Origin of the sequence: Nocardioides sp. NPDC101246 (assembly GCF_044767415.1) — a bacterium.
Classification (GTDB): Bacteria; Actinomycetota; Actinomycetes; order Propionibacteriales; family Nocardioidaceae; genus Nocardioides.
This window is the reverse complement of record NZ_JBIWNX010000002.1, coordinates 1-17,478: the sequence shown is the minus strand read 5'-3', so window position 1 is coordinate 17,478 and position 17,478 is coordinate 1. Positions and strand designations below refer to the sequence as shown.

17 protein-coding genes, 1 tRNA gene and 1 pseudogene are annotated in these 17,478 nt (G+C 68.1%); 13 read left to right on the top strand and 6 right to left on the bottom strand.

Translation table 11 applies throughout. From position 1 onward, the window contains the following. Position 1 precedes the first annotated feature (1 nt). Complete coding sequence (locus ACIRON_RS03210) at positions 2-355, top strand: nuclear transport factor 2 family protein (RefSeq protein ID WP_402988867.1); 354 nt, start codon at positions 2-4, stop codon at positions 353-355. Here ACIRON_RS03210 and ACIRON_RS03205 read toward each other — a convergent pair. After that, the gene (locus ACIRON_RS03205) at positions 352-1,149 is read right to left on the bottom strand and encodes an alpha/beta fold hydrolase (protein ID WP_402988864.1); all 798 of its coding nucleotides are present in this window, start codon (positions 1,147-1,149) and stop codon (positions 352-354) included. The genes ACIRON_RS03210 and ACIRON_RS03205 overlap by 4 nt on opposite strands. Positions 1,150-1,258: 109 nt before the next feature. Here ACIRON_RS03205 and ACIRON_RS03200 point away from each other — a divergent pair. The 3 genes from ACIRON_RS03200 to ACIRON_RS03190 all read left to right on the top strand — a co-directional run bounded on the left by ACIRON_RS03200 (position 1,259) and on the right by ACIRON_RS03190 (position 3,448). After that, positions 1,259-1,330, top strand: a tRNA-Val gene (locus tag ACIRON_RS03200). Positions 1,331-1,558: 228 nt separating this feature from the next. Then, positions 1,559-2,068 (top strand): DinB family protein, encoded by a 510-nt coding sequence (locus ACIRON_RS03195; protein WP_402988862.1) that lies wholly within the window; start codon positions 1,559-1,561, stop codon positions 2,066-2,068. A gap of 279 nt (positions 2,069-2,347) precedes the next feature. Next, complete coding sequence (locus tag ACIRON_RS03190) at positions 2,348-3,448, top strand: competence protein CoiA family protein (RefSeq protein ID WP_402989928.1); 1,101 nt, start codon at positions 2,348-2,350, stop codon at positions 3,446-3,448. A 65-nt stretch (positions 3,449-3,513) separates the two neighbouring features. Here the strand turns inward: ACIRON_RS03190 and ACIRON_RS03185 are convergent, their stop codons facing one another. Together ACIRON_RS03185 and ACIRON_RS03180 are read right to left on the bottom strand one after the other, a co-directional pair. Beyond that, the gene (locus ACIRON_RS03185; protein ID WP_402988859.1) at positions 3,514-3,717 is read right to left on the bottom strand and encodes a helix-turn-helix domain-containing protein; all 204 of its coding nucleotides are present in this window, start codon (positions 3,715-3,717) and stop codon (positions 3,514-3,516) included. 197 nt (positions 3,718-3,914) lie between these two features. Next, positions 3,915-4,404: pseudogene (locus ACIRON_RS03180) on the bottom strand (GNAT family N-acetyltransferase). A 566-nt stretch (positions 4,405-4,970) separates the two neighbouring features. On the opposite strand from ACIRON_RS03180, the gene ACIRON_RS03175 reads away from it, so the two are divergent. From ACIRON_RS03175 to ACIRON_RS03165, 3 genes are all read left to right on the top strand, one after another. Then, positions 4,971-5,222: a TRAP transporter large permease subunit gene (locus tag ACIRON_RS03175; RefSeq protein ID WP_402988856.1), complete on the top strand. Its 252-nt coding sequence runs from the start codon at positions 4,971-4,973 to the stop codon at positions 5,220-5,222. 172 nt (positions 5,223-5,394) lie between these two features. Beyond that, positions 5,395-6,513, top strand: a complete 1,119-nt coding sequence (locus ACIRON_RS03170) for a hypothetical protein (RefSeq protein ID WP_402988853.1) — start codon at positions 5,395-5,397, stop codon at positions 6,511-6,513. A 300-nt stretch (positions 6,514-6,813) separates the two neighbouring features. Next, positions 6,814-7,206: a hypothetical protein gene (locus tag ACIRON_RS03165; RefSeq protein WP_402988850.1), complete on the top strand. Its 393-nt coding sequence runs from the start codon at positions 6,814-6,816 to the stop codon at positions 7,204-7,206. An 81-nt stretch (positions 7,207-7,287) separates the two neighbouring features. On the opposite strand, the gene ACIRON_RS03160 is transcribed toward ACIRON_RS03165, so the two are convergent. Together ACIRON_RS03160 and ACIRON_RS03155 are read right to left on the bottom strand one after the other, a co-directional pair. Beyond that, the gene (locus ACIRON_RS03160; protein WP_402988847.1) at positions 7,288-8,673 is read right to left on the bottom strand and encodes an NAD(P)/FAD-dependent oxidoreductase; all 1,386 of its coding nucleotides are present in this window, start codon (positions 8,671-8,673) and stop codon (positions 7,288-7,290) included. A 99-nt stretch (positions 8,674-8,772) separates the two neighbouring features. Next, positions 8,773-9,606 carry a mycofactocin-coupled SDR family oxidoreductase gene (locus tag ACIRON_RS03155; protein ID WP_402988844.1) on the bottom strand — a complete coding sequence of 278 codons (834 nt, stop codon included), beginning with the start codon at positions 9,604-9,606 and terminating at the stop codon, positions 8,773-8,775. Between the two features lie 96 nt (positions 9,607-9,702). On the opposite strand from ACIRON_RS03155, the gene ACIRON_RS03150 reads away from it, so the two are divergent. The 3 genes from ACIRON_RS03150 to ACIRON_RS03140 are packed head-to-tail and all read left to right on the top strand — an operon-like array spanning position 9,703 to position 12,976. Then, a complete protein-coding gene (locus tag ACIRON_RS03150) occupies positions 9,703-11,172 on the top strand; it encodes a flavin-containing monooxygenase (RefSeq protein ID WP_402988841.1) in 1,470 nt (489 codons plus the stop codon). Further along, a complete protein-coding gene (locus ACIRON_RS03145; protein ID WP_402988838.1) occupies positions 11,169-12,128 on the top strand; it encodes an alpha/beta hydrolase in 960 nt (319 codons plus the stop codon). The genes ACIRON_RS03150 and ACIRON_RS03145 overlap by 4 nt, the downstream gene beginning before the upstream one ends. Continuing rightward, positions 12,125-12,976 (top strand): SDR family oxidoreductase, encoded by an 852-nt coding sequence (locus ACIRON_RS03140; protein ID WP_402988835.1) that lies wholly within the window; start codon positions 12,125-12,127, stop codon positions 12,974-12,976. Before ACIRON_RS03145 ends, ACIRON_RS03140 begins: the two co-directional genes overlap by 4 nt. Here ACIRON_RS03140 and ACIRON_RS03135 read toward each other — a convergent pair. After that, positions 12,973-13,491, bottom strand: coding sequence for an HtaA domain-containing protein (locus tag ACIRON_RS03135; protein WP_402988831.1), 519 nt, complete (start codon positions 13,489-13,491; stop codon positions 12,973-12,975). The two genes, ACIRON_RS03140 and ACIRON_RS03135, sit on opposite strands and share 4 nt — an antisense overlap. Before the next feature lie 227 nt (positions 13,492-13,718). Between ACIRON_RS03135 and ACIRON_RS03130 the strand changes: the two genes are divergently transcribed. The 3 genes from ACIRON_RS03130 to ACIRON_RS03120 are packed head-to-tail and all read left to right on the top strand — an operon-like array spanning position 13,719 to position 17,297. Next, on the top strand, positions 13,719-14,915 hold the full coding sequence (locus tag ACIRON_RS03130) for a CaiB/BaiF CoA transferase family protein (protein WP_402988828.1): 1,197 nt from the start codon (positions 13,719-13,721) through the stop codon (positions 14,913-14,915). A 43-nt stretch (positions 14,916-14,958) separates the two neighbouring features. Further along, the gene (locus tag ACIRON_RS03125; RefSeq protein ID WP_402988825.1) at positions 14,959-16,119 is read left to right on the top strand and encodes an acyl-CoA dehydrogenase family protein; all 1,161 of its coding nucleotides are present in this window, start codon (positions 14,959-14,961) and stop codon (positions 16,117-16,119) included. After that, entirely contained in the window at positions 16,116-17,297 is a 1,182-nt protein-coding gene (locus ACIRON_RS03120) for an NAD(P)/FAD-dependent oxidoreductase (RefSeq protein ID WP_402988823.1), read from the top strand. The genes ACIRON_RS03125 and ACIRON_RS03120 overlap by 4 nt, the downstream gene beginning before the upstream one ends. The last annotated feature ends 181 nt before the right edge of the window (positions 17,298-17,478 follow it).

Genomic DNA, 17,478 nt, shown 5'->3' with positions numbered 1-17,478 from the left:
GATGACCGCAACCGCAGCCGAGCTCGCCGAGGCGTACTTCACCGCCTGGCAGGAGCGCGACTTCGCCCGCCTGCGCACCCTGCTGGCCGATGACGTGAGCTTCGCCGGCCCGCTCGCCACGATCGAGGGCGCCGATGGCTGCGTCGCCGGCTTGGAGGGGATGGCGCAGGTGCTCGACAAGATCGAGGTGAAGGAGCGGCTCGCCGACGGACCGAGCGTGATCACCTGGTTCGACCTGCACACCACCGTCGCCGAGCCCGCCCCGACCGCCAACTGGATGCGCGTGGAGGACGGGTTGATCACCGAGATCCGGGTGGCCTTCGACCCGCGCGGCATCCTCGCCGCGCGGGACTAAGCCTGCTGGGCCTGCTGAGCCCGTGCCGTCTCGCGGATGACCCCGGCCACCAGGTCGGGGTCATCGTTCATCGGTACGTGGCCGCAGCCCGCCAGCCATCGGTGGGTCGCGTGCGGAAGCCGCCGCTCGGCCACGATGGCCTGGTAGGGGAGGAGGGTGAGGTCGCGGGAGGCCCAGGCGACGGTCGTAGGTACGTCGCTCCGCGTCGCCCCCGGATAGCGGTAGGCACTGGTGAAGAACGTCTTGATCCCCTCCCGCGAGGCGACCATGTTGGCCGTGTCGGCCGCCGCCGTCGCCGGGTCGATCCGGTCCGGGTGGGCGAAGAAGCACCCCATCGCGACCGTACGCGCCACCTTCGACCGCAGCACCGTCCCTGCCACCGGCGCCAGCGGCCGCGCGAGCGCCTGGATCCCGGTGAACAGACCCCGGACGTAGAGGTAGTCGAGATCGTTCACCCAGAAGCCGGCGGGGGAGAGCGCCGTCACCGACCGCGCGTGCCCCGCGTCGGCCATCTCCAGCGCGAGCAGCCCGCCGAGGCTGTTGCCCACGACGTGCGGCCGCTCGATCCCGAGCTCTTCTCGGAGCGCGTTCAGCTCGTGGGTCACCGCCTCCCGCACCGTACGCCCCGCCAGCTCGAACGCCGGCGACTCACCATGCCCCGGCAGATCGACCGTGATCACCTCGAACTCCCCGGCCAACCGCTCCACCACCTGTGCCCACGCCTGTCTGCGGTGCGCGATGCCGTGGATCAGGAGCAGCGGCTCCCCGCTGCCGGTGCGTTCGTACGCGAGCATCCTCGCTCCTTCGGTCGGTCCGGGTGTCGCCCGGTGGCCGCGAGCCTACGTCCCGGCATGTCCCGAATGTGGGTCCCGTGAGCGCATGCGCTAATGTTTCACCCGCAACGCGTGATTGGCGCAGTGGTAGCGCACTTCGTTCACACCGAAGGGGTCACTGGTTCGAACCCAGTATCACGCACAAAGAGGAACCGGCCGCTGACCAGGTCTTTTATCTGATCGGCGGCCGGTTTTCATTTGGTCCGATTCTCGGCGTTATCGGGGATGCCTGACAAAGTGCCTGACTAGTCGGTCACGCTGACTTCTGGCTCTTCACCGACGCGCCGACCGGATTACACCCTCAATTGCGACTGCGAAGAGCCCAAAATAGCCCCGGTGCGAGGGTCGGCCCGCGTGCTACGTTCGGGCCATGACTAGGCCCGGTGAGATCCTCGGAAGCGTGGTCGCCGCCAGCGAGCGCGAGCAGCTCGAGACGTTCCTGGATTACCTGCGCGACGCCGTCGTGCGCAAGGCCCGCGGGGTGTCGGAGGAGGACGCCCGGCGCAGCCCGGTGCCGACCGGCACCAACCTCGGCGGCCTGATCAAACACCTGCGGTGGGTGGAACTGGGCGGGTTCGCCAAGCAGATCGGGCAGATCCCCGCCGCGGAGCTGCCCACGCCGCCGTGGACCGACGCAGACCCGGAGGCCGACCTGCGGCTGGAGCCTAACGAGAAGCTTGACGACGTCATCGCCGCCTACCAGGCGGAGTGCGACCGCTCCCGCGAGATCGCCGCCCAGCACAGCCTCGACTACGCCGTCACCACACCGCGGGGCAGGGAGCTGACGTGGATGTACCTGCACGTGATCCTGGAGACCGCCCGGCACGCGGGCCACGCGGACATCCTGCGCGAGATGATCGACGGCAGCGTCGGCGACTGACGGCTCGCGGCGCGTCGTCGGTCCGTGTTCCGGATCGTCGGAGGCGGCGTTACAACGGTATCGGCGGAGGCTGACCTCCAACACTGTGACCTCACGATTCTCAGCGCAACCGAGTGGTTCAGCACCCCGATCGACCTGCAGGCGGGCGAGGCCGCAACGCGATTCGCGTACGACCATGCTGCCGCAGTCGTGCCTCGGCCGGCTGCCTCGGCCGACTGCCTCGGCAATGGCTCGTCCTGTGGTTCGCTGAAATGCGTCCGTTCAGAGCGAAGGGCAACGATGTACTACGCGACGAGTGAGGCAGGATCTCGGGCGCGGCCACGACCAGGAGCTTCTGGTACGTGCCCAAGCTGCTCCGGCGCCGTGCGCGCCAAGTGCGGCCAGGTCAACGTCTGGCACTGGGCTCATCGAGCGGGCGGTGAGTGCGATCTGTGGTCGGAGGCGATGACTGACTGGCACTGGGGATATCAGTCGATCGTGCCGGCGGACCGGTGCGAGGTTGTCATGGGGACGCACCGTGCCGACGTCGTGACCCCAGACGGATACGTGGTGGAACTGCAGCACAGCAGCGTCTCGGTCGACGACATCCGCGCTCGAGAAGCCCACTATGGCCCGAAGATGTATTGGCTATTTGACGCTCGCGAAGCCCGGGCCATGGGAAGGATCAGTCTCTGTCTCCGTGCCCGCGGCTACGTCGAGTTCCGGTGGTCGTATGGCCGTCGATCAATCAAGGCATGTCGCGCGCACATCCTCCTTGATCTCGGCGAAGGTCTTACGCTCCGCCTCAAGGAGATCGGATCGGACGGGGGGATCTCGGGCATCGGACACATCTTCGAGACGGTCGCGATCTGGAGATGGATGCGCGACGGCGCACCGCCAAGGCCGATCGTGGGCACAGGTGCCAGCCACGAGGATCTGGTCGATCGGATCGTCAGAACCACCGCGTTTCTCGACGGTGGAGAGGTCGCAACCTCTCCCCAGGAGGCCGCAGTTGCCAAAGGTCTGGTGGCACGTGCCGCTCTCTTCCCGGGCCTCGAACCGAATCCAGCCCTAAGCGCTGCGATTGTCGCGGCGGGTCCGAACGCTCAGGGGATGCTCGGCGTCTCGAGCCTGAAGGGCCGTTGGGTCAGCGACGGCAACGGCAGGCCAGTCGTGAGTGTCGAGTGCTGTAGCGCATGTGGCGAGCCGCACACGTTTCACGCTGGACCGTCGAACTACTCCAGTATCTGGAACAACTGGGTGCGTACGAACGAGTGGCCTCAAGTGCTAGACCGCACCTGCGTTGCGGGGCCAGGAAAGAGTCCAGCCACAGTGCCGGTGGACGTCCCCAAGCCGCCGCTCGTGGCGTACGGCCGTGCTGTCGCGACAGCACATGAGTAGTTCGACAGCACATGAGTAGTTCGATCGCCTAGCTATTCCGGTACACGGCGCCAGTCCAAAGGCGCCTACGCGTCGGTCGTGGGGATGCGGTGGATGAGTGCCAAGACGTCGGCTTCCTCGACCCGGATGTGCTTTCTCCCGACGCGATAGGCAGGGAGCTCGCCGGCAGCGATGAACCGGCGGATCGACTTCGGGTCGAATCCGAGGAGGTCGGCCGCCTTGCTGATCGAGATGAGTCGGTGGGTTGATGCGGGATCTGTCAGTGCCATGGTCACGCCTTCGGTGCGAGTCTCATTGCGACGTACCCCTTGAAGAGCAACGTTCGCACCTCCGGGACGGACAGACGTGCGTCAACTGCCCGGCGGCTATTCGTCGCGTTGGCGCGCTCGTAGGCGGCCTGCCGGTGGGCGGTGGAGCAGAACTTCGGCGTACGTCCGCCGGTGGTGCGCGGCGGGATGCGGCGGTTTCAGTACTCACATCGGGGTGCTGCCGCCCACTCGTGTGAGAGGAGCGAGTAGGAACGGGAGTCGCGCCAGGCGCCGTTGGTGAAGACGTGGTCGCGAATGGTGCCTTCGTACGAGAAGCCAAGCGACTGGATGAGCTGGATGCTGGCGGTGTTGACCGGGCCGATGTTGGCCGTCAGGCGGTGCAGGCCGAGCTTGTCGAAGGCGAAGTCGATCATCGCGGTCGCGGACTCGCGGCGTACCCTGCCTCTGGTGCGCGGTGGCGACGGTGTAGCCGAGATCGGCGGCTTTCACGCCGCCGAGGCCGAGGCGGACGAAGCCGATCACGTCCGGGCCCTCGGTCTCTCGGGTGATCGCGAAGTAGTACTCGGCCCGGGGGTAGTCCTGTTGCCGCGACAGGATGCCGTCGAGCAGGTCGGCGGTCGACTCGCGCGTACGCGTGTCGAACGAGAGCCACTTGGTGACTTCGGGGTCGCCGGTGATGGCGTGCATTCCGTCCAGGTCGTCGGCGGTGAAGTCGCGAATCAGCAGCCGGTCGGTATGGAGTTGGATCGGGGTGCCGAGGGTCATGGCTGGAGCACCATGGGCGCGCGGGTGAAGGCCTCGAGCTGCTCGGCGAGTTGGTCGCGGATCCCGGACGAGGGAGCGGGTGCCAGGGCGGTGGCTACGTGCTGCACGCTCTCGATGATGCCGCCGATCTGCTACTCGCGGGGAAGGTCGAGTACGCCGGCGAGTGCTTCTTGGGCGCCTTCGAGTTCGCCGCGGCGGATCCTGACGATTGCCAGGTCGCAGGCGGCGCCGGCTGCAACACCTTCTGCGTCAACGCGGTCAACAACCCCTCGTTCCCGGTCAGCTGGACCCCATGGCCCCGAGCCGACTCGACAAGCTCCTCGGCCAGCCGGGACATGTCCAAGCCATCCAGGCCGGTTGCCCCAGCAGTATCGCCACCAGCCTCCGGCGAAACTTCCTCCGTCATAAGCGTGACCGTCCTTCCGCCCCGACCTCGAGCCGGGACACCACGCCAGAACCCTAAGAACACAATCCGCGCGACAGACCCGGTGCCGGTGGTCGACGCGCTCGGCGCGGACCTCGTCTGGTTCGGGGTGATGATCGTGCTCATGCAGCAGATCGGGCTGCTCTCGCCACCGCTCGGCCTGACCGTGTTCGTCGTATCGAGGGTGACCAACCGACCCACCCAGGAGGTCTTCGCCGGGGCATGGCCATTCGTGGTGGCGATGCTCGTCCTGGTGGCGTTCTTCCTGCTCGTGCCCGACGTCGTGACGTGGCTGCCCGACCGGATCACTCCCTAGTTCGGCGAATGGCTAGAAGCCAAGGCAAAGATGATCTAATTATGGTAAAACATCATTGACAACACAATTGATGTTGGTCAGGATCATGGCTAGGAGCCTCCACTCGGGAGGCGGTTCCCGCACCAGTGTGCGGAGAAAGCGAGCAGACATGCGCATGCCATGCAGGCCGACCGTGACTCTCACGGCAGCCGTCCTCGCGGTGACCACGGTGGTCACCCTGTCGGGATCGGCCGCTCACGCCGAGGAAGGCGAGATCGGGCAGGTCAACTGCCAACCGGACAACGTCGAGAAGCTGGCGTACTCGACCAACCTCGACACCGAGGACAACTCGGTGTCGGTGGTCGACATCACCCAGGAGAAGGTGGTGCGGTTCATCAACGGGTTCGACGTCCCGGCCAACGTCACGCCCACCAACGATGGTTCGAAGCTGTACGTCGACAACTGGCGCCAGCCCGGTGCCGCCGACACCAAGGTGGTCAACCCGTGCACCGGCGAGATCGTCAAGTCGATCGCCCGTCCCGGCGGCCTGTTCCCGTTGACCAACCTCTCCGTCGACGGGCGTTACCTATACCTCGCCGGGATCCAGGGCTTCACGATCCAGCGGCTTGACACGCGTACGGACGAGATCGTCGACGAGTACACGACGCTGCAGCTCGGTGCCGGCCAGCCGATCGGCTATGCGTTGCCGAGCCCTGACGGCAAGACCTTGTGGGTTGCCGGTCTGAATCAGATCTACACGATCGACCTCGAGACCGGCGGCCTGATCGGCAAGCCCATCGCCGTCGGTATCTCGCCGGAGTGGCTGGCATTCACGCCCGACGGCAGTCGCCTGCTGGCGACGAATTTCGCTGGTGGAACCGATTCGATCATCGACACGCAGGCGCGCAAGGTCATCGCCACCCAGGAGACCGGTATCGACAGCTATCCCAACAGCGCGACCGCGACACCTGACGGCTCGCAGTTCTGGGTCGGCAACCTGGACGGCTCGGTGGTGGTCATCGATGCGCACAACGGTGATCTGGTGAAGAAGATCGACGCCGGCAAGATGATGTCCCTGGACGTGACGTTCAACCGGGACGGCAGCAAGGCCTACGTGGACACCGTGCCGCACTCCTCGGATGCGATCAATCTCAACGGAGCCGTGACGGCGTTCGGCCTGATGGTCACCGGCCTCTACCACGCCGGGCCGGGGGAGATCGGGGTCTATGACACCAAGACGTACGAGAAGACCAACGCCATCGTGACCGGCGGTCTCCCGTCGCCGTTGGTCACCCCGCCGGGGCCGTTCTGATCGGTGTCCGGCCGCTGAACCGTACGTCGCGTCGAGGCCTGTACCGCATCCCGTGGTGCAGGCCTCGACGTCGTACTTGGCAGGCGATCGCCTGCCCGGCATTCGGCTCCAAACTCCTGGCTGGCCCAATCGTGTTCGGTTACCATAGTTGCATGAACGTATGGGCCAGGATGTCCATCTCTTCGTCGGCCCTGACGGGGTCGTAGCCCAGGAAGGTGGATCATGGCGCGTGATCGAACGGCCCGAGCTCGCATACGTCGGTATCTGGCGCAGCACGGCCCGGTCGCCGATCCCCACGGTATGGCGACCAAGGCGCTCAAGGATGCCGTCGACTACACGGGATCGTCGGTGGCCTTCATCCAGTTGATGGCAGCGATGGAGCGTGACGGGGAGCTCGAGCGCGAGGTCCGGGGCAAGCGCACCTACAGCATCAGCCTGGTCTCCCCGGCCGCCGGTTCCGGGCGGGCCTTCGATCTGCCCCCCTCGACAGACCAGACGGGCGTCGACTACGCAGCGCTGGCGCGCGCTCTGCTGCACGAGCTGACAAGCGGGGACGCCCCCGTCGGGCTCGCAGAGATGCGAGCGGAGAACAAGCGCATCGCACGGGAACGCGACGAGTATGCCCGTCGCTTGGAGACGGCCCGTGCGCTGCTGGAGGAGCTGCGGGACTCGGCGCGCAGCGGGCGTGGCTGAAGTCCGTCGCTGCCGCACCCGAGGACCGGAAGCCCCTCCACGCTCATGGCGGAGGGGCTTCCGCGCGGCCGGCGGAGAGATTCAGCGCGGTACGATCCGCGAGCCCAGCTCGTCCCAGCGGTCCTGGACAGCCGCGACGATCTCGTCGTCGGAGAGCCATTCCGGCGAACGCAGCAGCTGGGTGGTCTCCCGATAGCGGACATAGCGATCGGGATCGAGCGCCATGTAGGCGGCCAGGCGGTCTGAGAAGTCCGAGGAGGTCGGGTCCACCTGCTGTGGCGCGCCGTCGACGGTGTACTCGACGCCCGGGATGCGGTGGTCGAGCGTGTTCGAGGAAGTCCAGCAGTACTTGACCAGCGCGTCGGCCTTCGCGTAGTAGCGCCCGGCCAGGCCGGTCAGATCGCCCGGGTGGTCCGCCAGATGAGCGGTCAGCTCAGCACGTAGGTCCGCCGCCTCCAGGGCGGCGGCGGTCATCCCCTGGCCATAGACCGGGTTGAAGCCCATCCAGGCGTCGCCGATGGCGAAGAAGCCCTCGGGCCGCTCAGGCTGGCCTGCGTAGTCGCGCAACCGGCTGCGGGTGTCGCGCCACATCGAGATCTTCTCGGGGAAGGAGACTTCCGAGAGCGCCTTGTCGAGTTCGGGAACGCCGATGCTCGAGATGAAGTCGCGGAGCTTCTCCTCGGTCCGAGGCGGATGGTCGCCGGCGGATCCCTGAGCGGTCAGGATCCAGCGCCGCTCGCCCTCGACGACCCACATCGCCATGGCTCGTGATGCCGATTCCGAGGTGAGCGCGCCGTCGCCGAACGGGGTGACTGCCAGCGCCTGGAAGCCGGGGTCCCAGTCCTCGGGGACCTCCAGGAACGTGGAGGAGTAGCCCCAGTGTGCGTTGACGATCTCCTCGCGTGGCGCCGGGTAGCCGAGTGCCTGCAGCCAGGCGGGGGACTCCGAGAAGCGGCCGCTGGCGTCGATGACCACGTCGGCGCCGATCTCCTCGCCCGACGAGGTCACGACGCCGTTGACCCGCCCGTCGGCACCGGTCAGCCCGGTCACCTCCACCCCCGCGCGGTAGCTGACGCCAGGAAGCTCGGCGGCCTTGTCGCGCAGAGCCTTCTCGATCAACGGTCGGCTCGCCATCAGGAACTCCAGGCCTGATTCGAACCGCGGGGACCAACCGACCCGGTCGAGGCGCATCACGTCCTGTGCTGAGTCCAGCCGGACCGCGCCGAGAGCGAACGCGTGCTCGGAGAATCCGGGCAGGAGCGAGTCCATCGCCGCCTGCCCGGCGGCGAGCAGCGCGTGGAAGTGGGCACCCTGGGGAACCCCTTTCCGGAACACGGGCTCGGTGGGCAGTGCGTCGCGCTCGAGTATCAGCACTTCGCTGAAGTGATCGGCGATCGCGGCTGCCGCCAGGCTGCCGCCGATGCTGCCGCCGATGATGATCGCGCGGCCGAGGAGAGGGGTCGTCATTCTGTGCTCCTGAGGCCGGGACAGGAAAGCGTCAGCCGGCGGATAGAAGGGTTCTAGTAATGACGAAGGATAGCAGCAAACACGATTAGAACCAGCGGGTCATGCGATGCTGATGCCGCCGTCGACGGTCATCGCGAGCCCGGTCACGTAGCGCGACTCCTCGGAGGCGAGGAAGACGACCGCGTGCGAGATCTCGGCCGGGTCCACCCAGGGGATCGGCATCGCCATCCGCGAGAGCGACGCCTCGGCAAGCTCGTCGCGCCCCGGGGAGTCCGCATCGGGGCAGGCGCGCCGATACATGAAGTCGTTCTGGATCATCGGGGTGTCCACCTGCGTCGGGTGCACGCTGTTGACCCGGATCATCTCCGGGCCGAGCTCGAGCGCCATCGCCCGCATCAGGCCGACGACGCCGAACTTGCTGGCCACGTAGTGCGCGGTGTTGCGTGACGCGCGGATGCCGGCGCTCGAGCTGGTCAGGATGATCGATCCGCCCGCCCCGACTGCTCGCAGGTGCGGCATCGCCGCCTTCACCGTGCGCCACACGCCGTTGAGGTTGATGTCGATGAGGTCGGTGAAGGCGGCCTCGCTCATCTGGTCGAAGGGGCCGATCGCGGTCAGTACGCCGGCGTTCGCGATCACCACGTCGAGACCGCCGAGCTCGGCGACGCCGGCGTCGACGGCCTCCTGCAACTGACCCAGATCGCGGACGTCGGCCTGCCGGGCGACGATCCGCCGCCCGGTCTCCTCGACCAGCCGGACCGTCTCCTCCAGCTCTTCGCGAGTGCCGCCCGGATACGGCATCTCCGGTACGTCGGCGCACAGATCGACCGCGATGATGTCGGCGCCCTCCTCGGCCAGCCGCACCGCATGGCTACGGCCCTGGCCGCGTGCTGCCCCGGTGATGAAGGCGACCTTCCCGTCCACACGTCCCATATGTATTTGCTACCCTTCTCAAATCGTTGTCAAATGATCTTCGTACATACTAGCCTCCCGATGCAGGTCACGGAGGAAGAAACCCAAGGAGCTCACGTGCGCGCCCTCGTGATCGGAGCCGGCATCAGCGGCATCGCGATGGGGATTCGGCTCAAGCGGGCCGGGATCGATGACTTCCGGATCCTGGAGCAGGCAAACGGTCTCGGTGGGACGTGGCGGGTCAATACCTATCCCGGCGCCGCCGTCGACATCGCCTCGCTGATCTTCCAGTTCGGGTTCCACACCCATCCCTGGCGGCGTACGCACGCTCGCCAGGACGAGGTGCTCGAATACCTCGACCAGGTGGCGAGCGACGCCGGGCTCGAGCCTCACCTCGTCTTCGACACCCGGGTGACCGAGGTGCGCTGGGACGAGGAACGGCACCAATGGCAGGTCACCACCAGCACGAGCGAGGTCTACGTCGCCGACGTCCTGGTGAGCGCCGTCGGGCTGCTCAGCAATCCGAACCACGCGGCGTGGCCAGGCCTCGATCGGTTCCGGGGGCCGGTGATGCACACGCAGCAGTGGCGGCACGACGTGGAGCTGTCCGATGCCAGGGTGGCGGTCGTCGGCGTCGGGTCGTCCTCCGCGCAGATCGTTCCCGCGATCGCTCCCACCGCGCGCTCGGTCACCGTCTTCCAGCGGGACCCGGGCTGGGTGCTGCCCAAGGGCGAACGTGTCTTCGACGAGAACGAGCTGCGCCGCGGGTCCCGCCGGTGGGCTCGGAGGCTGGATCGTACGGTTCAGATCGTCCGCAAGGAGTGGCGCAACCTCACCGGCCGGCCGAGCTATGTTGCGGGCAGCAGGCGAAACCAGCAGATGGAGCAGCTTGCCCGGGGCTACATCGACACGGTCTTCGCCGATCGTCCCGAGCTGCGCGCAGCGGTGACGCCGACGTACCCCTTCGAGGGCAAGCGAGTGGTGCTCTCCGACGACTTCTATCCCGCGCTCAGGCGTGACGACGTCCGCCTCGTCGCTCGCCCCGTCGCCTCGGCGACGCCGACCGGCCTGGTCGACGTCGATGGTGAGCACCACGAGGTCGACGTGATCGTCACGGCGACCGGTTTCACCGCCTCGGAGTTCCTGGCCGGCTACGACGTGATCGGCCGTCGCGGCCGCAGGCTGCGGGACACCTGGGCGGAAGGCGCGTTCGCGCACGTCGGGATGACCGTCCCCGGATATCCCAACTTCTACCTGCTCTTCGGACCCAACACGAACGGTTCTGGCGCGGTGAGCATCTACTGGAAGGCGGAGCAGCAGGCCGCCTGGGTGGTCGCCGACCTGCGCCGGATGAGGCGGCGTGGCCTGACGGCGATCGACACCCATGAGCTGGCGTGCACCGCGTACAACGCCTGGCTCCAGCGCCGGCTCCGGCGCACGGTATGGGCCCAGGCGAGCAACTACTTCAAGCATCCATCGGGCCGGATCGTCACTCAGTTCGACGGCAGCATCACGCTGCAATGGCTGCTGCTCAAGCTCGGCAGGCCGTTCGGTACGTACGGACTGACCCGAAAGGAGAACGCATGAGTGCCTGGAAGGACCTGCTCGACCCTGAGCTCGAGGACGTGCTCACAGCTCTGCCCGTGATCGACTTCGTGGACTACGAGACGTTCCGGTCCACCTCGGACGCGGCGGGAGCCGCCCGCGCCGCGGCCGTCGATCGGGGCGAGATCGATGTCGTCGATCGCATGGTCGGCGCCGACCGAGCCGAACCTGTTGCGACCCGGGTCTATCGACCGCCCGCCGGGCCAGGGCTCCGGCCGGCGATCGTGCACCTGCACGGAGGTGGCTTCGTGAGTGGATCCTCGGACGCCAGCCATGCCCGCAATCTCGAGCTGAGTCGTGAGCTCGACGCGGTCGTGGTCTCGGTCGACTACAGGAGATCACCGGAGCATCCCTTCCCGGCGCCGCTCGACGACTGTGAGACGGCGCTGCGCTGGCTGGTCGGTGCAGCTGGCGACCTCGGCGTGGACCCGCACCGGATCGCCCTGCACGGCGTCAGCGCCGGTGGCGCCCTCGCGGCCGGGCTCGCGATCCGAGTGCGGGGTGACCTCGCACCGTGCTTCCAGTTCCTGTCGATGCCCATCACCGACGACCGGCTCGCGACCGCCAGCATGGTGAGGTACGTCGACACCCCTGTCTGGAGCCGGCCGGTCGGCGAGACCAGCTGGGCGCACTACCTGGGCGACCTGGCGCCCGGTTCGCCCGAGGTGCCGATCGATGCGGCTCCGGGGCGTGCGTCGGTCGACGACCTGCGCGGCCTACCACCGGCGTACGTCGCGGTGATGGGGCTCGACCCGCTGTGCGACGAGGGCCTCGCCTATGCCGCGATGTTGGCCGAGGCGGGTGTGCCGGTGGAGGTGCACCGGTTCCCGGGGGCGTTCCATGCCGCCTTCACCGCCAAGCCGACGGCCGAGGTCTCGCGTCGCTACCTGGCCGAGGAGATCCAGGTCCTGGCTCGGGCGCTGGGGGTGGAGCGATGACCCTCGAGGGATTCGCCGGCACCACGTCGGTCGTGACCGGAGCCGCCCATGGAGTGGGTCGAGCCCTCGCTCATCGGCTGGCGCGGGAAGGCAGTCGTGTGGTGGTGGTCGACATCAGGGCGGAGGATGCCGCGGTCGTGGCGGACGAGCTCACCGCCGAGGGAGCCGATGCGCTCGCCGCCGCGTGTGACGTGTCCTCGCGCCACGACGTCGCCGCGCTCGGCGAGCGGGTCGCCGCGTGGTCGCCTGGGGGAGTGCAGGTGCTGTGCAACAACGCCGGCGTCTTCACGCCGCGTCATGCGGCCACCGCGACGCACGAGGACTGGGAGTGGGTGCTCGGCGTGTGTCTGTGGGGCGTGATCCACGGCATCGAGGAGTTCCTTCCCGGCATGGTGGCCTCGGGACAGGACTGCCACATCCTCAACACCGCCTCGATGAACGGCTATGTGCCCAGCCGGCACAGCACCCTCTACTCCACCGCCAAGTACGGCGTCGTCGGCCTCAGCGAGACGCTTCGCATGGAGCTCGCAGCCACTCGGGTGGGCGTCACGCTGCTCAACCCCGCCGCCGTACGGACCAACATCAGCCGCGCGGAGGAGACCCGGCCCACGCGGCTGGCGCGATCCAGGCAGGATCCGGACGACGCGGCGTTCGCGGACTACGGGCTCAGCCCGGCGCTCGAGCCGGAGCAGGTGGCCGACCTCGCGCTGGAGGCGATCCTCAGCGGCCGCGAGGCGGTGTTCACCGACCAGGTGCTCAAGCCGTTGTTCGAGCAGCGGTTCGCTCGGATACTGAGTGCCTTCGACGTGCTGCCGGGTCCGGCCGCGCCCGGGCCGAGCGATGGTTAGGCGGGCAGTTGGACGACCAACGGCTCGAAGGGCTCGCCCTCGGCGTACACATCGTTGAACAGCGCGACGCCCTCGGCGGTGAGCGCGACCTGGTCGGCACCCCACGCGATGGTTCCGTCTTCGGTGGGGAGTTCCTGCAGCCGAGCGGTCACCAGCGGCACCCGGGGTGCGTCCTGGCGCGCCTCAGGATCCTCGATGGTGAGTACGGCACGTGAGCCGTCGACCTCGAGGCGCGGGTGTGCGATCCGGACGAAGAGCATCCCGTAGTGGCCGCTGAACCGTACGTCACCCCGGAACGCCCAGACCTGGTGGCCGTCGCCACCGGTCGAGCTCGCCGCGGGGTCGTAGGAGTAGAAGAGATCACCGGTGCCGACCGGGACGGCGCCGTCGCCGACCGATCCTTTGCCGTCGGGCATCCGGCGTACGTAGTCGACGAACGACGCCTTGATGCCCCAGCGCAGGCCGGGCGCGAGCTGACGCTCGGTGGTGGGGGTGGTTTCCGTGGAGGTGTCCATCGGTGCTCGCTCTCCGTCCGAGTCCGCGCGGACCCGGACCCAATGATGTTGGGTTACTATGATTCCACAATAGAAGCCGAGAATCGAGTAGTGGTTCTCCATGGTTCGCTTCGACGTAGAGCCTGCGACCGGAACCGCGAGAATTGGGCCCGACAGTAATGATGTAGTGACGTTTTGCACAGTTATTCTGCTATAAAGATCCAAGCTGGAGCGATACCTTGACAAGCATGTCTTCCACTGCCGGACCCCGCCCCCTGGAGGGCCTGCTCGTCGTCAGTCTCGAACAGGCCGTCGCGGCCCCCTTCGCCACCCGTCAGCTCGCTGATCTGGGGGCCCGCGTGATCAAGATCGAGCGCCCCGGAACCGGCGACTTCGCCCGCGCGTACGACGACACCGTTCACGGGCTGTCGAGCTACTTCGTCTGGCTCAACCGGGGCAAGGAGTCGCTGACCCTCGACGTGAAGTCGCAGGCCGGTCGCGACGTGCTGCGCCGTCTCCTGGGGCGGGCCGACGTCTTCGTGCACAACCTCGGGCCAGGTGCTGTCGGCCGGCTCGGCTTCGGCGTGGATGCGCTGGCGGAGCTCAATCCCCAGCTGATCAGCTGCGCCGTCAACGGGTTCGGCAGCACGGGCCCCTGGTCTCAGCGCAAGGCCTATGACCTCCTCATCCAGTGCCAGACCGGGCTGGTCTCGATCACGGGCGGGCCCGAGACCGGTGCACGCGTCGGCATCTCCGTGGCGGACATCGCGGCCGGCATGTACGCCTACAGCGGCGTCCTGGCCGCGCTGCTCAGTCGCGCCACCACCGGGATCGCCCGGCCGGTGGAGGTCTCCCTCTTCGATGCGCTCGCCGAGTGGATGAGCCAACCGGCCTACTACACCGCGTTCACCGGCATGGAGCCGCGTCGCCTCGGAACCCATCACGCCACCATCGCGCCCTACGGCTCGTATCCGGCCAAGGACGGGGAGGAAGTGCTGTTCTCGATCCAGAACGACGTCGAATGGCGGACGTTCTGCGCCGACTTCCTCGACGACGCCGCCGTCGCCGACGACGAGCGGTTCAGCACCGGCTCGGCCCGAGTCGCGAACCGCGCCGAGCTCGATGTCCTCGTCGCCGCGGCCTTCGCCCGACGCACCAGCGACGAGGTGGTCGACCTGCTCGACGAACTGCGCATCGCCAATGCCCGGATCAACCGGGTCGCCGACTTCCTGGACCATCCGGTCCTGCGTGAGCGCGGGCGCTGGCACGAGGTGCAGACACCGGGCGGCCCTGCGGCCGCGCTCGCACCTCCGATCGACATCGCCGGTCTGACGCCGCTCATGGGCGACGTACCGGCGTTGGGTGCGCACACCGATGCCCTGCTCGGCGAGCTCGGAATCGAGCCCGGCGCCATCGACCAGCTGCACGCCGACGGCGTGGTCTGACAACGCACCGACCAATCCACCACGAAGCACGAGGAGTACGTCCATGGGTCACCTGGAGGCGCTGGATCCCGACGAGCGCGCCATCGTCAACACTGTCGCCGAGTTCGTCGACAAGCAGGTCAAGCCGGTGGTGCAGGACCTGGAGCACGGCAACGTCTACCCCGAGGCGCTGATCGAGCAGATGAAGCAGCTCGGCATCTACGGTCTCGCGGTGCCCGAGGAGTACGGCGGCAACCCGGTCAGCATGCAGTGCTACGTGCTCGTCACCGAGGAGCTGGCCCGTGGCTGGATGAGCCTGGCCGGCGCGATGGGCGGGCACACGGTTGTGGTCAAGCTGATCAACCAGTTCGGCACCGAGGCACAGAAAGAGGCCTGGCTGCCGCGCCTGGCGCTCGGCGAACCCCGCGCCACGATGGCCCTGACCGAGCCGCAGGGCGGCTCGGACCTGCAGGCCATCCGGACCTCGGCGCGCGAGGTCGATGGCAAGTACGTCGTCAACGGCTCGAAGACCTGGATCACCAACGCCCGCCGTGCCGGGCTGACGGCGTTGCTGTGCAAGACCGATCCGGCCGCCGAGCCCGCGGCTCAGGGTATCTCCGTCCTCCTCATCGAGCCGGGCGAGGGGATGACGGTCTCGCGTGACCTGCCCAAGCTCGGCTACAAGGGTGTCGAGAGCTGCGAGATCACCTTCGACAACTTTGTGGTTCCGATCGAGAACGTGCTCGGCGGCGTCCCCGGCAAGGGCTTCGCGCAGATGATGAAGGGGCTCGAGACCGGTCGGCTGCAGGTCGCCTCGCGCGCGCTCGGCGTGGGTCGGGCGGCGTACGAGGACGCTCTGGCCTACGCCCAGACCCGGGAGTCGTTCGGCAAGCCGATCTGGAAGCACCAGTCGGTCGGCAACCAGCTGGCGGACATGGCCACGAACCTCGAGGCCGCGCGCCAGCTGACCCTGTACGCCGCGCGGGAGTTCGACGCCGGGCGTCGCGTCGACATGGAGGCCGGGATGGCCAAGCTGTTCGCCTCCGAGACCGCGATGAAGATCGCCCTGGATGCCGTTCGTGTGCACGGTGGCTACGGCTACTCCACCGAGTACGACGTCGAGCGCTACTTCCGCGATGCACCGCTCATGATCGTGGGCGAGGGCACGAACGAGATCCAACGCAACGTCATCGTCAACCAGCTCGTCAGCCGGGCCAAGCGATGAGTGGCGCCGGCCGGATCCTCGTGGCGGGTGCCGGCCTGGCCGGCCTGCGGACTGCGGAGGCGCTGCGGAGACACGGCTGGGAGGGCACGATCACCATCGTCGGTGACGAGGTGCATCTGCCCTACACCCGGCCTCCGCTCTCGAAGAAGCTGCTCGCCGAGGGTGGCGACCACGCCACTGTGGAACTGCGCCGTCGCGACGGCGAGCAGGAGCCCGAGTGGTTGTTGGGCCGCGCGGTCGTCTCCGCCGACCTGGCCCGCAAGGTCGCGGTCCTCGACGATGGCACGGCGCTGACGTACGACGGTCTGGTGGTTGCCACCGGCGTCCGGGCCCGACGTCTCCCGACCGCGGTCGGCAGCCAGACCACGGTGCTGCGCACGGTCGATGACGCGGTTGCGCTCGCCGACCGGCTCACCCCGGGTTCGCGGGTGGTCGTGATCGGGGCCGGGTTCATCGGTTGCGAGGTCGCCGCCACCGCGTTGGCACGTGGGTGCACGGTCGACGTGGTCGCGATCGACGAGGTGCCGATGCAGATTCCACTCGGTGTGACGGTGGGCGCCGAGCTTCGCCGTCGGCACGCGGCAGCGGGCGTGGAGTTCCATCTGCGCGCCGGCGTGAGCGCGGTCGATCCCGAGGGCGTCGTGCTCGATGACGGGACGCGGCTGGACGCCGACGTCGTCGTCGAGGCGATCGGGTCGCAGCCCAACACCGAGTGGTTGCACGGCAACGAGCTGAACCTCGTCAACGGCGTCGAGTGCGATGCGTACCTCCGTCCGGGCGGGATGCCCGGTGTCGTCGCTGTCGGCGACGTCGCCCGCTTCCCCAACGCCGCCTATGACGATGTCCCACGTCGGATCGAGCACTGGCAGATCGCCGTGGACACGGCGATGTTCGCTGCCCGCGTGCTTCTCGCGGACCTGGAGGGTACGACCTGGACGGACTCGTTCGCCACGATCCCGACCTTCTGGTCCGATCAGGGAGGCGTCAGCCTGCGGGCGATCGGCCAGCCGGGACTCGGCGAGGAGATCGAGATCCTCGAGGGCGACCTGGCCGAGGAGGCCGCTGTCGGCTACCGCCGAGACGGCCGCCTTGTCGGCGTGGTCCTGCTGGGCATGCCCAAGCGGATGGGGGCCTATCTCCAGCAGCTCACCGCCGAGCTCGACGCGGCCAAAGTCTGATCGGCGGCTACCCGGCACAGACGTGGGGGGGGGGGGGGGGGGGGGGGGGGGGGGGGGGGCGGGCCCCCGCGGGGGGGGGGGGGGGGGGGGGGGGGGGGGGGGGGGGTGGTAGCCGCGGGGGGGGGGGGGGGGGGGGAGGGGCAGGAGCGCACGACGGGTCACCGGACGCGGGGCGCCGCCC

Excerpts from the sequence above, each read along its gene's own strand:
- ACIRON_RS03210 (WP_402988867.1), top strand. The coding sequence starts at position 2 with ATGACCGCAACCGCAGCCGAGCTCGCCGAGGCGTACTTCACCGCCTGG.
- ACIRON_RS03205 (WP_402988864.1), bottom strand. The coding sequence starts at position 1,149 with ATGCTCGCGTACGAACGCACCGGCAGCGGGGAGCCGCTGCTCCTGATC.
- ACIRON_RS03195 (WP_402988862.1), top strand. The coding sequence starts at position 1,559 with ATGACTAGGCCCGGTGAGATCCTCGGAAGCGTGGTCGCCGCCAGCGAG.
- ACIRON_RS03190 (WP_402989928.1), top strand. The coding sequence starts at position 2,348 with ATGTACTACGCGACGAGTGAGGCAGGATCTCGGGCGCGGCCACGACCA.
- ACIRON_RS03185 (WP_402988859.1), bottom strand. The coding sequence starts at position 3,717 with ATGGCACTGACAGATCCCGCATCAACCCACCGACTCATCTCGATCAGC.
- ACIRON_RS03165 (WP_402988850.1), top strand. The coding sequence starts at position 6,814 with ATGGCGACCAAGGCGCTCAAGGATGCCGTCGACTACACGGGATCGTCG.
- ACIRON_RS03160 (WP_402988847.1), bottom strand. The coding sequence starts at position 8,673 with ATGACGACCCCTCTCCTCGGCCGCGCGATCATCATCGGCGGCAGCATC.
- ACIRON_RS03155 (WP_402988844.1), bottom strand. The coding sequence starts at position 9,606 with ATGGGACGTGTGGACGGGAAGGTCGCCTTCATCACCGGGGCAGCACGC.
- ACIRON_RS03145 (WP_402988838.1), top strand. The coding sequence starts at position 11,169 with ATGAGTGCCTGGAAGGACCTGCTCGACCCTGAGCTCGAGGACGTGCTC.
- ACIRON_RS03140 (WP_402988835.1), top strand. The coding sequence starts at position 12,125 with ATGACCCTCGAGGGATTCGCCGGCACCACGTCGGTCGTGACCGGAGCC.
- ACIRON_RS03135 (WP_402988831.1), bottom strand. The coding sequence starts at position 13,491 with ATGGACACCTCCACGGAAACCACCCCCACCACCGAGCGTCAGCTCGCG.
- ACIRON_RS03130 (WP_402988828.1), top strand. The coding sequence starts at position 13,719 with ATGTCTTCCACTGCCGGACCCCGCCCCCTGGAGGGCCTGCTCGTCGTC.
- ACIRON_RS03125 (WP_402988825.1), top strand. The coding sequence starts at position 14,959 with ATGGGTCACCTGGAGGCGCTGGATCCCGACGAGCGCGCCATCGTCAAC.
- ACIRON_RS03120 (WP_402988823.1), top strand. The coding sequence starts at position 16,116 with ATGAGTGGCGCCGGCCGGATCCTCGTGGCGGGTGCCGGCCTGGCCGGC.